Here is a 15,602-nt window from a genome sequence, read left to right on the forward strand (position 1 = left end):
CTCGCTACTCGCTACTCGCTTAGTACGGATCTTCCGACCAACCATCGCTATCTGACATATCTGGTGCGCCAGCGATGCTGTTCTCTTCGTCTGCCCATTCACCGAAATCAATCATCTGACATTGCTTGCTGCAAAACGGGCGGTGCGGGCTTTGTTCGCCCCATTCAACGTCAGCATTACATTGAGGGCATTTAACGATGGTGATTTTCTTCGACATAGTGATTCTTAATTTGAAGGTGTAATAATAGTGAGTTTAGGCTCGAGTGAAGACTCAAGCCAAACTATAAAAGGAAATTAATTAGGTGCAGATCGCCAATTCAAATTCGATGTCTTGAGTACAGGCTTGACCAGTTTCAAAGCTCATGAACTTAACAGCAAAGCGGTTCTTGTGACCGGAGATCATCGGGTAGGCACCGTATTGCATCGGAATAGAAAGACGAAGGATATTCGCTTCATCGGCATCGCTCTGGAAGAAGCCAGCACGAGCGATTTGCTCTTTGAAGTGACCCGTTTCTCTGGTGAGCTTCAACCACAGTGTTAGCGCTTCATACAGAGGCTGTAAGCTGTCCATCCAAGCTTTAGCATCTCGCATTCTCTTATCAAGAGGAAGGTGCAGCCAATAATGCAGTGCCGGTAAATCAAAGCAGCATGAGCCACCTGGAAGATTAAAGCGTTGGCGAATGGCACTCAGGAAGCGGTCTTCCTTAAGTGACTGGCCAAAACGCTCTGCCTGCATCAGATCACGATAGATGTTACCAATGTCATTAAGCAGTGATGTCAGCATCTCTTGATCGACACCTTCAACATCCAACCAACTTTTGTAGGTTACACGTTGCTTCTCAATATCTTTTGCCAGTTCGCTCTTGAGTTGGATCTGTTCGAAGATTTCAATCAGATCAAAGATGGAACGGAAAAAGAGTTGATACTGTTGAGCATCGGAAAATGTAGAAGACAAGTGTAGCTGCCTCAAGAGTGATTCGACTCTTAAGTAGATGCGTGTTTTCTCATTTAGAGGATGTTCAAATTTATGGGTGATCATCGAGCAAACCTTCATTCAACATTGTTCTATTCTGACCCATCTACAGCACTGATTGCCAGATACTTTTGATGTAAATCTGTGATTTGAGGCAAAAGTTCTTGGTTTTTAGTATGGTTTTTAATCACGTCATCTGCAACTGCTAAGCGTTGTTCTCTTGAAGCCTGTGATTTTAAAATTGATGCAACTTGTTCCCTAGAAACATTGTCACGACTCATCGTTCGTTCTATTTGAACTTCTGCTGGCACATCAACAATTAATACGCGATCGGCCATGCCTTGCATTTGGTTTTCCACCAATAGCGGTGCAACTAATAAACCATACGGGGATGTGATTTTAGACAGGTCACTGTCAATTTTGTCACGGATCATGGGATGAAGAAGATCATTGAGCCACTGCTTCTCTTTAGGATCAGAGAAGATCAGCTCACGCAGTCGACTTCGGTTGAGAGTTCCATCTTCAAGCAAGATAGACTCACCAAAGTGTTCTGTAATCTGTTTTAAACCGTCACTGCCCAGCGCAACCACTTCACGTGCCACGATATCAGCATCAACAATATCAATATTAAAATGCTCATTGAACAGGTTAGCGACCGTGGTTTTGCCACTGGCGATACCGCCGCTTAATCCGATAATGATTGCCATGGTTAAATTCCTAGTACAGAAGTGAAATACCAACCCATGATGTCGTTACCCCACATCAAGCTTACCCAACCCGCAATTGCAAGGTAAGGGCCAAATGGAAAGGCTTTATCGATGCCTTGCTGTTTCAGGCGAAGTTGAATTAAACCAAACACAAGGCCTACCAGCGAAGATAAAAGGATGATCATCGGTAGGTGTTGCCAACCAAGCCATGCACCAAGCGCAGCCAGGAGTTTGAAGTCACCGTAACCCATGCCTTCTTTACCTGTTAGCAGTTTGAACAACCAATAAACAGACCATAAAGCGAGGTAACCAGCCATTGCGCCAACCACGGAATCTTGCAGCGATACTGGGCCGATATTAAACAGTGCTAATGCGATACCGGACCATACCAAAGGCAAGGTGATTTGATCAGGCAACAACATGGTATCGAGATCGATAAAGGTCGCGGTAATCAGTGCGAAGGTGAAAAGAATCAAAGCAATGGCGTAGTAACTGAAACCAAAGTGGCTAGCAACCATTGTGCAAAGTATTGCTGTAAGCAGTTCGACCAAAGGGTAGCGAGCACTGATTGGATTAGCGCAGCTGTGGCACTTACCCTTTAAGAGCAACCAGCTTAACACTGGGATATTGTCGACGATTCTTAATTGGGTTTTGCATTTCGGGCAGGTTGAACGAGGAATGCTGAGATTGAACTTTCCCTCTGGCGCTGGAATTTTATATTGAGAGAAATATTCCGAGCACTCTTGTTGCCATTCGCGTTCCATCATAATCGGTAAACGGTGTATGACTACGTTGAGGAAGCTGCCGATAAGAAGGCTAAAAATGAAAGCTAATACGGGGAATAGCCAAGGATAGTAGTGAAATACTTCCATAGTGTCCTTTACCACTTAATCAAGGTGAGCAGAGATTGCTGCTCATGGGTGTTTAGTTGCTTTAACTATCCTAACACACTCATAAGATTAAAGATCGGTAAGTACATCGCAACCACAAGCCCGCCAACGACAGTGCCTAAAAACACGATGATCAGTGGCTCTAGAATCTTGCCCAAATTGTCGACGGTGTTGTCGACTTCAAACTCGTAAATCGAGGCTACTTTATTGAGCATATCATCAAGGTTTCCTGACTCTTCACCGATCATCACCATCTGTAACACCATTTCAGGGAAGGCGTTGGTATTGCGCATTGCGATATACATTGGCATGCCAGCAGCCGTTTCTCGGTGAACTTCAATGATGGCCGACTCATAATGCAGGTTGCCTGCGGTTTTGGCTGTGGTCTTGAGGCTCATTAAAATCGGAATGCCAGAACTAAAGCTGGTCGATAAGGTTCGGCTGAATTTGGCAATGGAGGCTTTGGCTAATACGCCGCCGAGAACAGGAAAGCGTAATCCTAGCCGACTAACAGACAGTCTGATCGAGTGGGAACGCTGACACAGTTGGTAAATAATCAGGAAAACAAGCCCGATGCCTACAGCCGTATAAAAACTGTAAGCCTGCATCCAATGTGACAGATAGAGTACCTGCTGAGTAAACCAAGGGAGATCGGCGCCAAAGCCTGAAAACATCGACTCAAACTCTGGAATCACCATGGTCAGCATTAAATAAGAAACGGTCAGTGCAACGGTGACCACCATCGCGGGGTAGATGAGTGCTTTGACGACTTTGGACTTTAACTGCTCGCTCTTTTCTCTATAGGTCGCCAAACGTTCAAATACTTGTGCTAGGTTACCGGAGAGCTCGCCTGTGGCGACCAAATCAGTGTATAGGTCATCAAAGTGACGGCTTGCGGTTCGCATTGCTTTTGAGATTGGCGTTCCGGCTTCTACACCTTTGCAGATATGTGATAGAATCGATTTCATTTCAGCTTTGCGGTGATTGTCCGACACCAACTTTATCGCTTGTACGATAGGCACACCAGTAGCCAGCATCGTCGCAAGTTGCCGAGTTAAAATTGTGATGTCTTTGGCTTTGACTCTATGGGTTAAACGAGTGACGGCTGAAATACTTTTCTTTTTGATTTTCTTAATTTGAATATGTTGTTCTTTGAGCTTTTCTCGCACTTCTAATTCGGTAAGCGCTAAGGTTTGTCCTGACACTTTCTTGCCTGAGCTGTTAATACCTTTCCAGTGATAGCTTTTTAATTGTGATTGTTTGGACTTGCTACTCATTGGTGCTCCATGGGTTTATATGTACAGAACACGTTGCAGCTCTTGATAGCTGGTGGTGCCTTCAAGCAATTTATCTAGCCCCGACTCTTGCAGAGTTCTCATGCCTTCTCGGCGAGCCAAGTTTTCAATGGCCAACGCGTTCGGTTTGTCGATCAGGCTGCTTTTCAGTTGATCGCTAAACGGCATCACTTCATAGATACCCACTCGCCCCGAATAACCCTGGTTACACTCATTGCAACCTTTAGGACTCGCTTTGTAGATGGTTTGGCTGTTAGGAATGGAGTGACGCAGGAATATGTCTGGCGAGTCGTCATTTTCTTTGCAGTGGTTGCATAATCGTCTTGCCAGTCGTTGGGCGATAATCAAACTCAATGATGAAGCGAGGTTAAAGGGTTCTATACCCATATGTGCGAGTCGGGTGACGGTTTCTGCGGCGGAATTCGTGTGCAGTGTCGAAAGTACTAAGTGACCCGTTTGCGATGCTTTGATCGCGATTTCTGCCGTTTCCAAGTCGCGGATCTCTCCGACCATCACCACATCAGGATCTTGTCGTAAAAATGATCGCAGCGCCTCAGCAAATCCAAAGCCGATCTTAGGCGTCACTTGTACCTGATTGATGCCACACAGGTTGATTTCAACAGGGTCTTCGGCTGTTGAGATGTTGCGTTCAGTAGTGTTAAGAACGCGAAGGCCAGTATAGAGAGAAACCGTTTTACCGCTGCCCGTTGGCCCGGTCATTAAGATCATCCCTTGTGGGCGTTTCAATGCATTGAGGTAGAGTGCTTTTTGATCCTCGCTGTAACCGAGCTTATCGATATCGAGATTGGCAGCGCTGCTGTCTAGAAGACGAAGAACGATCTTTTCTCCCCATAATGTTGGCAGCGTCGATACACGCATATCAATCGCCAGTTCGTCATTTAAGCGCAGTTTGATACGACCATCTTGAGGTAAGCGACGTTCGGCGATATCAAGTTTGGCGAGAATCTTCAAGCGCGCCGATAGACGACGACTTAAGTGAGAAGCGGGCTGTTGAATTTCGACAAGGATGCCATCGCAACGTAGACGTACGCGGTAGTTTTCTTCATAAGGTTCGAAGTGGATATCCGATGCGCCTTTACGTGCTGCATCGACTAGAATCTGATTGATAAAGCGGCTGACAGGGGAGTCATCTTGGCTGAGGTCTTCAATCGAAGTTATCTCGTCATCAGATATCTCAACAAGATTGGCGAGCTCATCTTGAGTGATCTCTTTACGCTTGGAGTCTTGCCCGGAAATAGAACGGCCATACAGCTTGCGTATAGCGCCTTCTAATTCGGAGTAGTTAGCGACAACCAATTCAATCTGTAATCCGGTTGCGAATCGAAAGTCATCTTCAGCTTGTAAATCGGTCGGGTCAGCAGAGGCGAGTGTGAGAGTGGAACTAGAGACTGAAATCGGGATAGCACTATACTTGGTGATCAGCTCACGAAGCCCTAGTTGTTCGCATAAGGATTCATAATCCGTATTACTAAGTTGTACCAACGGCAAGCCGAAGATGGTTTTGATGTTATTTGCTAAGGAATCGCCGCTGAAGAACTCGAGAACGAGCAAAGCTTCAGGTGTCGAAATACCTGAAGCTTGTGCATGTTCCGCAACGGCTTTTTCCTGACTCAGGCTAAGTAAGTTAGCCTGACGAAGGATTGTGGATAGGTTGGTTAGCATTATGGGGCAATACAACCATCAACTGGTACGGTTGCATGAAGGCTATTTTTGCAAACCCAACCCGTAGTACCTCTATTAAAGGTTAACGTTGAGGTATTAATAGAGCTACTACCTCCGAAAGTAAATAAAAGAGTGTCATCAGCTGAGATAGTAATGGCACCTAGTGTATTTGCAGATCCAGTTGTACCTAAGTCACCTAAATCTGTTGCTTGAGCAAGCTTCCCTTTTTCTTGGTGTATTAATTCTGCGGGTGTAATTAAGGCTCTCATAGTTGCTAGACCTGATGAAATCTCTCCTTTGGTGACGTAATTCTTATATGCTGGAATTGCCACTGCAGACAAAACCCCAATAATCGCCACCACGATCATCAATTCAATCAGCGTAAAGCCTTTCTGGTTCGTTCTTTTGTTCTTGTTATTCATTGTTCTATTCCATTGTTTAGTTTGTTTCAGCGCAAGCACTGGTTGATGGAAAGAATAGAAGTTGAGATGGGGTAGTGGAATGGTGTTCAGGTGTGGTCGCGAGTGGTTTTGTATTTATTGGTGTAGTGTTTCATATAACGCGCAAATTTATGCGATCAACTTAAATAACTGCTTGAAATACTGATAATTCAGGCAATAAAAAGGCACCGTTATCAACAGTGCCTTTACGGAAATTATTTATTATTCAGTCAATTACGCTTTGAATCTCATTGATAGGTCCATTGCTTTTAGGTGCTTAGTTAATGCGCCTACCGAGATGTAATCAACACCCGTTTCAGCGAACTCAGCAATGGTATCTAGAGTCACGTTGCCAGAGTTTTCTAGTGCTGCACGTCCTGCGTTGATTTTCACAGCTTCGCGCATCATGTCTGTGGTGAAGTTATCTAGCATGATGATGTCTGCGCCAGCGCTGATCGCTTGCTCTAGCTCTTCTAGGCTCTCAGTTTCCACTTCTACAGGCTTACCCGGGTTTAGCTCTTTTGCTGTTGAAATAGCTTTCTCAATACCACCACAAGCGATGATGTGGTTTTCTTTGATTAGGTAAGCATCGAAAACCCCAATACGGTGGTTGAAACCGCCGCCACAAGCGACTGCGTATTTTAGTGCGCTGCGCAGGCCAGGAATCGTTTTACGAGTATCTAACAAGCGGCACTCTGTGTGTTTGATTTTGTCTGCATAGATAGCCGTAGTAGTCGCACAACCAGATAGCGTTTGAATGAAGTTCATTGCATTGCGCTCACCCGTTAATAGCGCGCGTGCTGGACCTGTTAAGGTACAAAGTGTTTGGTTTGGTTCAACCTTGTCGCCATCTTCTACGTTCCACTCGATAGTCACTTCACCGCCCAGTTGCTTAAACACTTCATCAGCCCAAGCTTTACCACAGAATACGCCGTGCTCACGGGTAATGATGGTTGCACTGTTGACTGCGTCTGCAGGGATTAGACTTGCCGTAATATCAGCCGCTGGATCTAACGTTCCACCTAGATCTTCTTTGATGGTCTCAGCGACTGCACGAGTGATCTCTAGAGGCAGTTGCTCTTTTAAGTAGTCAAGGCGTTGGTGGCTGTTATGTGTGTTTTTCATCGCAAATCTAATCTTGAAAGGGAGTGGGAATGGAATGATACTCTTGCTTAACTTCAAATTAAAGAGGCTAGCGCGACTGCTCTATGGGCAAGGTCACATCTTATTGTGCTAGCAGAAACGAAAGTGAGACCAAGATGACGATCAGCTCTAACGGATGGTACGACAACGCTCGGCATGTTCCTTCCCCGTATTTTGATGCTCGACCGAGTGCCGACGATATCTCTCTGCTGGTGGTTCACAACATTAGTTTACCTCCGGGTCAATTTGGTGGGCCTTACATCGAACAGTTTTTTACGGGCAAACTCGACCCGAAGGAATATCCATTTTTTAAGGTGATTCACCAAATGGGCGTATCAGCGCACTGTTTGATTCGTCGCGATGGGGAAGTGGTGCAGTTCGTTTCGTTTCTTGACCGAGCTTGGCATGCTGGCCAGTCGAGCTTTGCAGGGCGTGAAAGGTGCAATGACTATTCGATTGGTATTGAACTGGAAGGTAGTGACTTTGTAGCTTATACCGAGCAGCAATACCAATCTTTGGCTCAATTAACGGAGACATTGGTGTCGAACTTCCCGCAGATTACGCGTCAGCGTATCACTGGCCATCAATACATCGCCCCGCTACGAAAGACTGACCCCGGTTTGGTTTTTGATTGGAAGAAATATCAAGGCCAACTGAGTTTCTAAATCCGAATTCACAACAAGACTCTGCTCATTGAAGGGCTCTAGATAATCAACGATGAGCATAATTGTTTGTGAATTTTTGTTGTGCTTTTGTAAAGGAAGTGGTCGGACGGGGAGCATCAATAAATCGAGAGTGTGACGAGCTTATCAAACACTCATTTATTAAAACTTATGAACAGAATTTCCACCCTAAATGTGCGCTTGGTTCGATTTTTAAACGAGTGACGCTAATCTTTCTGAAACAATTCATTTTTATCCTGAAACTTTCTAGCACGAACACTCCCCAAAAGTATTACCCCTGTAAATGGTAAGACCAATTTGGTTGCTGTTTTAAATTTCATTTGTTAAATCATGGTTAATTCACGCTGTGTTCTATGATGCAGGTCAATTTTAGGCTGGACAGTGGCGTTTTAATTATGTTAATTTCTGCCCAACTTAAAATTGGTATTACCAATTGTCAGCGAAGAAAAAGAAGAACAACAAACTATGGCTTATCAAAGGATTCGTCAGCCAAAACTCTCCGATGTTATCGAACAAGAGTTAGAAAGGTTGATAGTGGAAGGAACACTGGCTCCAGGGCAGCAGCTGCCGCCTGAGCGCGAACTGGCGAAACAGTTCGATGTGTCTCGTCCTTCGATCCGAGAAGCGATACAACGTTTAGAAGCAAAACGCTTGCTTACTCGCCGTCAAGGTGGAGGTACGTTTGTTAGCGAAAATATCTGGAAAAGCTTTTCAGATCCTTTGCTTAATTTGTTGTCGTCCCATTCTGAAACCCAACTAGACTTGTTGGAATCGCGTCATGCGATGGAAGGGATTTCGGCTTACTTCGCGGCATTGCGTGGCACTGATGAAGACTTTGCTCGAATTCAAGCATGCCAAGAAAAAATTCGCGGTGCGCAAGATAAGGGTGATATTGAAGCCGAATCTGCAGCAGTGATGGCTTTTCTTATTGCTTTAACAGAGGCAGCGCACAATGTGGTGTTATTGCACATTGTTCGTAGCTTGGCTCCGTTACTCGAACAAAACGTCTTAGAAAATTTAAAGCTGTTGCATCGTCGTAAAGACGTTGTGGAGAAAGTGAGTATACATCGAGCTAACATTGTGGATGCGATCGTTTCAGGACAGCCAGAACAGGCACGTGAAATGTCACACTCTCATTTAGCTTACATCGAAGAAACATTGCTGGATTTGACGAAGGAAGAGTCGCGCCGCGAACGTTCTCTACGTCGAATTCAACAGGGTAAATAGCCGTAATACTTCGGCTTTTTACGTGTTTAGTAGAATCCAACTAACAAAAAGGATAGATCGCCATGTCTGACATGAAGCATGACGTTGATGCTCTGGAAACTCAAGATTGGTTAGAAGCTCTTGAGTCAGTAGTACGTGAAGAAGGTGTAGAACGTGCACAGTTTTTACTAGAACAAGTTCTAGATAAAGCACGTTTAGATGGTGTTGATATGGCTACAGGCATCAACACAAACTACATCAACACAATTCCAGCAGCACAAGAGCCAGCTTACCCTGGTGACGTAACTCTTGAGCGTCGTATTCGTTCGATTATTCGCTGGAACGCAATCATGATCGTATTGCGTGCTTCTAAGAAAGACCTAGACCTTGGTGGTCACATGGCTTCTTACCAGTCAGCAGCAGCGTTCTACGAAGTATGTTTCAACCACTTCTTCCGTGCTCCAAACGAGACAGACGGTGGCGATCTAGTTTACTACCAAGGTCACATCTCTCCAGGTATCTACTCTCGTGCATTCGTTGAAGGTCGTCTAACTGAAGAACAGCTAGATAACTTCCGTCAAGAAGTTGATGGTAAAGGTATCCCTTCTTACCCGCACCCGAAACTGATGCCTGAGTTCTGGCAGTTCCCGACAGTATCTATGGGTCTTGGCCCTATCTCTGCTATCTACCAAGCGCGCTTCCTTAAGTACCTTGACGGCCGTGGCCTGAAAGAAACTTCAGCGCAACGCGTATACGCGTTCCTAGGTGACGGTGAGATGGATGAGCCAGAATCACGTGGTGCTATCTCTTTCGCTGCGCGTGAGAAGCTAGACAACCTATGTTTCCTAATCAACTGTAACCTACAGCGTCTAGACGGCCCTGTAATGGGTAACGGTAGCATCATCCAAGAACTTGAAGGCCTATTCAAAGGTGCAGGTTGGAACGTTGTTAAAGTTATCTGGGGTAGCAACTGGGATTCTCTACTAGCTAAAGACACTACTGGTAAGCTTCTTCAACTAATGAACGAAACTATCGATGGTGACTACCAAACATTCAAATCTAAAGATGGCGCATACGTACGTGAGCACTTCTTTGGTAAGTACCCAGAAACAGCTGCACTAGTTGCAGACATGACTGATGACGAAATCTTCGCTCTTAAGCGTGGTGGTCACGATTCTTCTAAACTGTTTGCTGCATTCAACAATGCTAAAGAGACAAACGGTAAGCCAACTGTAATCCTAGCTAAGACTGTTAAAGGTTACGGCATGGGTGATGCAGCTGAAGGTAAGAACATTGCACACGGTGTTAAGAAAATGGACATGACTCATGTTCAACACCTACGTGATCGCCTAGGCCTAGAAGACATCCTTTCAGATGAGAAGATCGCTGAACTTCCTTACCTGAAATTGGAAGAAGGTACGCCTGAGTACGAATACATGCACGCTCGTCGTAACGCTCTACACGGTTACACACCTGCACGTCTTCCTAAGTTTACTCAAGAGTTCAAGGTTCCTGAGCTAGACGCATTCGCACCTCTACTAGGTGAACAGAAGCGTGATATCTCTACAACTATGGCTTATGTACGTACGCTAAACATCCTTCTTAAAGATAAGAACATTGGTAAGAACATCGTTCCTATCATCTGTGATGAAGCTCGTACATTCGGTATGGAAGGTCTATTCCGTCAGGTTGGTATCTACAACCCACACGGTCAAGAATACACACCTGAAGATAAAGGCATCGTTTCTTACTACAAAGAAGCAACGTCTGGTCAAGTTCTTCAAGAAGGTATCAACGAACTAGGTTCTATGGCTTCATGGGTTGCTGCTGCAACTTCATACAGCACAAACGATCTACCGATGATCCCGTTCTACATCTACTACTCAATGTTCGGTTTCCAACGTATTGGTGACATGGCATGGCTAGCAGGCGACCAACAAGCTCGTGGCTTCCTACTAGGTGCTACTGCAGGTCGTACAACACTGAACGGTGAAGGTCTACAGCACGAAGATGGTCACTCGCACATCCAAGCGAACACTATCCCGAACTGTATCTCTTACGACCCAACGTTTGCTTACGAGCTAGCGGTAATCATGCAAGACGGTATCCGTCGCATGTACGGTCCTGAGCAAGAGAACGTTTACTACTACCTAACAGTAATGAACGAGAACTACGCAATGCCAGCAATGCCAGAAGGCGCTGAAGAAGGCATCCGTAAAGGTATCTACAAGCTTGAATCTCACGCTGGTGCTAAGGGCAAAGTTCAACTAATGAGCTCTGGTACTATCATGAACGAAGCGCGTAAAGCGGCTGAAATTCTAAGCGAAGAGTACGGCGTAGCATCTGACGTATTCTCTGTAACGTCGTTCAACGAACTAACTCGTGACGGCCAAGCGGTAGAGCGTGACAACATGCTTCACCCAGAAGCTGAAGAGAAAGTACCGTACATCACGACTGTTCTTGGTAAAGAACCTGCAATCGCAGTGACTGACTACATGAAGAACTACGCTGAGCAAGTACGTGCGTACATGCCAACTGAGTCTTACAAAGTACTTGGTACAGATGGTTTCGGCCGTTCTGACAGCCGTGCAAACCTACGTCGTCACTTCGAAGTTAACGCTGGCTACATTGTAGTTGCAGCTCTAACTGAACTGGCTAAACGTGGTGACATCGAGAAATCTGTAGTTGTTGAAGCAATTGCTAAATTCGATATCGACACTGAAAAAACTAACCCGCAATACGCATAAGACTGGCATTAAGGTAGGTAAATACAATGACAATCGAAATTAATGTACCAGACATCGGTGCTGACGAGGTTGAAGTAACTGAGATTCTTGTAAACGTTGGCGACAAGGTTGAAGAAGAGCAGTCACTGATCACTGTTGAAGGCGACAAAGCTTCAATGGAAGTTCCTGCGTCTCAAGCGGGTATCGTTAAAGAAATCAAAGTAGCGGAAGGCGATTCTGTTTCTACTGGTTCTCTTATCATGATCTTTGAAGAGGCAGGCTCTCCTGCGGAAGGTGCTGCAGCAGCACCGGCTGCGCCAGCAGTTGAAGCGGCGGCACCAGTTGCTGCAGCTCCTGCAGCGGCAGCTGAGCTTAAAGAAGTTCACGTACCAGATATCGGCGGTGATGAAGTTGAAGTAACTGAAATTATGGTTGCTATCGGTGACGCAGTAGAAGAAGAGCAATCTCTTCTTACTGTTGAAGGCGACAAGGCTTCAATGGAAGTTCCTGCACCATTCGCTGGTATCGTTAAAGAAATCAAGATCGCTTCTGGTGATTCAGTTTCTACTGGTTCTCTAGTAATGATTTTCTCTGTAGAAACAGGTGAAGTAGCGGGCTCTGGCGCTCCAGTTGCAGCAGCTCCTGCTCCAGCGGCTGCACCAGTTGCAGCGGCTCCAGCAGCATCAGCTGAAAAAGAAGTAAACGTTCCTGATATCGGTGGTGACGAAGTAGAAGTTACTGAAATCATGGTAGCGGTTGGCGATACAGTAGAAGAAGAGCAATCTCTAATTACTGTTGAAGGCGACAAAGCTTCAATGGAAGTTCCTGCACCATTCGCTGGTACAGTAAAAGAGATCAAGATTGCAGCTGGCGACAAAGTGTCAACTGGCTCTCTAATCATGACTTTCGTCGTGGCCGGCACTCCGGTTGAAGGCGCAGCTCTTGCTCCTGTTGCAGCACCTGCACAAGCAGCAGCTCCAGCGGCGGCACCTGCTCCTAAAGCAGAAGCACCTGCAGCAGCAGCTGGCGACTTCCAAGAGAACGGTGACTACGCGCACGCTTCTCCAGTAGTTCGTCGTCTAGCTCGTGAATTTGGCGTTAACCTTTCTAAGGTTAAAGGTACTGGTCGTAAGAGCCGTATCCTTAAAGAAGACGTTCAGTCTTACGTTAAAGATGCACTTAAGCGTCTTGAGTCTGGTGCAGCTGCATCTGGCAAAGGCGGCGACGGTTCTGCTCTTGGTCTACTACCATGGCCAAAAGTTGACTTCAGCAAGTTCGGCGAAACTGAAGTTCAGAAGCTTTCTAAGATTAAGAAGATCTCTGGTGCTAACCTGCACCGTAACTGGGTAATGATCCCTCACGTTACACAATGGGACAACGCAGACATCACTGAGCTAGAAGCATTCCGTAAAGAACAGAACGCAATCGAAGCGAAGAAAGACACTGGCATGAAGATCACTCCACTTGTGTTCATCATGAAAGCTGTTGCTAAAGCGCTAGAAGCATTCCCAGCGTTTAACTCTTCTCTTTCTGAAGATGGCGAAAGCATCATTCTTAAGAAGTACGTAAACGTGGGTATCGCTGTTGATACACCAAACGGTCTAGTTGTTCCTGTCTTCAAAGACGTGAACAAGAAAGGCATTTACGAGCTATCTGAAGAGCTAATGGCTGTTTCTAAGAAAGCACGTTCTGGTAAGCTAACAGCGGCAGACATGCAAGGCGGTTGTTTCACAATCTCTAGCCTTGGTGGTATTGGCGGTACTGCATTTACTCCAATCGTAAATGCTCCAGAAGTAGGTATCCTAGGTGTATCTAAGTCTGAAATTAAGCCAGTTTGGAATGGTAAAGAGTTCCAACCACGTCTACAGCTTCCACTGTCTCTATCATACGACCACCGTGTGATCGATGGTGCTGAAGGTGCACGCTTCATTACTTTCCTAAACAGCGCACTATCTGACATTCGTCGTCTAGTACTGTAATTGAGAAAGTAATTATTAAGGTGACTTTCGGGTCACCTTAATTCTTTATATAAAGACTATTTTTAGACAACAGTTTCCTGCATTTCTCATAATCTGATGGGGAATTGTTGTCTAGCTCACAGGCTAACTTAAAGCTACTTTCACACTGTTAACATCTCTGTAAAATGTTTCCTGTTTGAAAGCCCAATAATTTTAAGAACATCTACTCAGCCTGTTAGGGATAATGACTACAAGAGGTCACAATGAGCAAAGAAATTAAAGCCCAAGTTGTTGTACTTGGTTCAGGTCCTGCTGGTTACTCAGCGGCATTCCGTTGTGCGGATTTAGGTCTAGAAACAGTACTAGTTGAACGTTACAGCACTCTTGGTGGTGTATGTCTAAACGTTGGTTGTATTCCATCAAAAGCACTTCTTCACGTTTCTAAAGTAATCGAAGAAGCTAAAGCGATGGCAGAGCACGGCGTTGTATTCGGCGAGCCACAAACGGACATCAACAAGATCCGTATCTGGAAAGAAAAAGTAGTTGATCAACTAACTGGCGGTCTTGGCGGTATGGCTAAGATGCGTAACGTTACTGTTGTTAACGGTTTCGGTAAGTTCACTGGTCCTAACAGCATTCTTGTTGAAGGCGAAGGCGAAGCAACAACTGTTAACTTTGACAATGCCATCATTGCTGCGGGTTCTCGCCCAATCAAACTTCCTTTCATCCCACATGAAGACCCACGTATTTGGGATTCTACGGATGCACTAGAACTAAACGAAGTACCTGAAAAACTGCTTATCATGGGCGGCGGTATCATCGGTCTTGAGATGGGTACGGTTTACCACTCTCTAGGTTCTAAAGTTGAAGTTGTAGAGATGTTCGATCAAGTTATCCCTGCTGCGGATAAAGACATCGTTAAAGTTTTCACTAAGCGCATTAAGAACAAGTTCAAGCTAATGCTTGAAACTAAAGTGACTGCTGTTGAAGCAAAAGAAGACGGTATCTACGTTTCAATGGAAGGCAAAAAAGCACCAGCTGAAGCTGAACGCTACGATGCTGTTCTTGTTGCTATCGGTCGTGTTCCAAACGGTGCACTTATCGACGCTGAAAAAGCGGGTATCGAAGTTGATGAGCGTGGTTTCATCAATGTTGATAAGCAAATGCGTACTAACGTTCCTCACATCCACGCGATCGGTGACGTTGTTGGTCAACCAATGCTTGCTCACAAAGGTGTGCATGAAGGTCACGTAGCTGCTGAAGTTATCTCTGGTAAGAAGCACTACTTCGACCCTAAAGTAATCCCATCAATTGCGTACACTGAGCCAGAAGTTGCTTGGGTAGGTAAGACTGAGAAAGAAGCGAAAGCGGAAGGCATCAACTACGAAGTTGCTACTTTCCCTTGGGCTGCTTCTGGTCGTGCAATTGCTTCTGACTGTGCAGACGGCGTTACTAAGATGATCTTCGATAAAGATACTCATCGCGTAATCGGTGGTGCTGTTGTTGGTACTAATGGTGGTGAACTTCTTGGTGAAATCGGCCTAGCAATCGAAATGGGTTGTGATGCAGAAGATATCGCTCTTACTATCCACGCTCACCCAACTCTACACGAGTCTGTTGGTCTAGCTGCGGAAGTATTCGAAGGTTCAATCACTGACCTTCCAAACAAGAAAGCAGTGAAAAAGAAGAAATAATTCTTTCTTAGCCACTCGCTAATGTTTTTAAAAGCCGCTGATTCGTCAGCGGTTTTTTTATGTCTGAAGTAAGGAACAGGAACGTTTCACTCCGAGATGCGAGTACGCTGCGCTTCGGGATGCGAAGAGCCATTCCATTCTACAAAAAAGGGTTGACCGCTTAGGCCAACCCTTAAATTATTTACTCGAATCTCGAATCTCGAA

At 45.3% G+C, this 15,602-nt stretch carries 13 protein-coding genes; 5 read left to right on the forward strand and 8 right to left on the reverse strand.

Annotation, left to right across the window (positions count from 1 at the left end):
* Nucleotides 1–19 precede the first annotated feature (19 nt).
* From yacG to nadC, 8 genes are all read right to left on the reverse strand, one after another.
* On the reverse strand, nt 20–217 hold the full coding sequence (gene yacG / locus AB4274_RS10195; RefSeq protein WP_010435916.1) for a DNA gyrase inhibitor YacG: 198 nt from the start codon (nt 215–217) through the stop codon (nt 20–22).
* An 81-nt stretch (nt 218–298) separates the two neighbouring features.
* Nucleotides 299–1,039 (reverse strand): cell division protein ZapD, encoded by a 741-nt coding sequence (zapD, locus tag AB4274_RS10200; RefSeq protein WP_017063237.1) that lies wholly within the window; start codon nt 1,037–1,039, stop codon nt 299–301.
* A 26-nt stretch (nt 1,040–1,065) separates the two neighbouring features.
* Nucleotides 1,066–1,680: a dephospho-CoA kinase gene (coaE, locus tag AB4274_RS10205; RefSeq protein ID WP_048612337.1), complete on the reverse strand. Its 615-nt coding sequence runs from the start codon at nt 1,678–1,680 to the stop codon at nt 1,066–1,068.
* Between the two features lie 2 nt (nt 1,681–1,682).
* Nucleotides 1,683–2,552 (reverse strand): A24 family peptidase, encoded by an 870-nt coding sequence (locus tag AB4274_RS10210; protein ID WP_017065897.1) that lies wholly within the window; start codon nt 2,550–2,552, stop codon nt 1,683–1,685.
* A 65-nt stretch (nt 2,553–2,617) separates the two neighbouring features.
* Nucleotides 2,618–3,847, reverse strand: a complete 1,230-nt coding sequence (locus AB4274_RS10215; RefSeq protein ID WP_017071015.1) for a type II secretion system F family protein — start codon at nt 3,845–3,847, stop codon at nt 2,618–2,620.
* A 15-nt stretch (nt 3,848–3,862) separates the two neighbouring features.
* On the reverse strand, nt 3,863–5,548 hold the full coding sequence (gene pilB, locus AB4274_RS10220) for a type IV-A pilus assembly ATPase PilB (RefSeq protein ID WP_372111941.1): 1,686 nt from the start codon (nt 5,546–5,548) through the stop codon (nt 3,863–3,865).
* A complete protein-coding gene (locus AB4274_RS10225) occupies nt 5,548–5,970 on the reverse strand; it encodes a prepilin-type N-terminal cleavage/methylation domain-containing protein (protein ID WP_372111944.1) in 423 nt (140 codons plus the stop codon). Before AB4274_RS10225 ends, pilB begins: the two co-directional genes overlap by 1 nt.
* A gap of 252 nt (nt 5,971–6,222) precedes the next feature.
* Nucleotides 6,223–7,113, reverse strand: a complete 891-nt coding sequence (gene nadC, locus AB4274_RS10230; RefSeq protein WP_372111946.1) for a carboxylating nicotinate-nucleotide diphosphorylase — start codon at nt 7,111–7,113, stop codon at nt 6,223–6,225.
* An 83-nt stretch (nt 7,114–7,196) separates the two neighbouring features.
* Between nadC and ampD the strand changes: the two genes are divergently transcribed.
* The 5 genes from ampD to lpdA all read left to right on the forward strand — a co-directional run bounded on the left by ampD (nt 7,197) and on the right by lpdA (nt 15,398).
* Nucleotides 7,197–7,796 (forward strand): 1,6-anhydro-N-acetylmuramyl-L-alanine amidase AmpD, encoded by a 600-nt coding sequence (gene ampD, locus AB4274_RS10235; protein ID WP_372111949.1) that lies wholly within the window; start codon nt 7,197–7,199, stop codon nt 7,794–7,796.
* Between the two features lie 483 nt (nt 7,797–8,279).
* Entirely contained in the window at nt 8,280–9,041 is a 762-nt protein-coding gene (gene pdhR / locus AB4274_RS10240; protein ID WP_029225519.1) for a pyruvate dehydrogenase complex transcriptional repressor PdhR, read from the forward strand.
* 62 nt (nt 9,042–9,103) lie between these two features.
* On the forward strand, nt 9,104–11,767 hold the full coding sequence (gene aceE / locus AB4274_RS10245) for a pyruvate dehydrogenase (acetyl-transferring), homodimeric type (RefSeq protein ID WP_017059442.1): 2,664 nt from the start codon (nt 9,104–9,106) through the stop codon (nt 11,765–11,767).
* 26 nt (nt 11,768–11,793) lie between these two features.
* A complete protein-coding gene (gene aceF, locus AB4274_RS10250; RefSeq protein ID WP_372111951.1) occupies nt 11,794–13,725 on the forward strand; it encodes a pyruvate dehydrogenase complex dihydrolipoyllysine-residue acetyltransferase in 1,932 nt (643 codons plus the stop codon).
* Between the two features lie 242 nt (nt 13,726–13,967).
* Nucleotides 13,968–15,398 (forward strand): dihydrolipoyl dehydrogenase, encoded by a 1,431-nt coding sequence (gene lpdA, locus AB4274_RS10255; RefSeq protein ID WP_017059440.1) that lies wholly within the window; start codon nt 13,968–13,970, stop codon nt 15,396–15,398.
* Nucleotides 15,399–15,602 lie beyond the last annotated feature (204 nt).

Origin of the sequence: Vibrio sp. 10N.261.55.A10 (genome assembly GCF_041470825.1) — a bacterium.
GTDB classification, from domain to species: domain Bacteria; phylum Pseudomonadota; class Gammaproteobacteria; order Enterobacterales; family Vibrionaceae; genus Vibrio; species Vibrio crassostreae_C.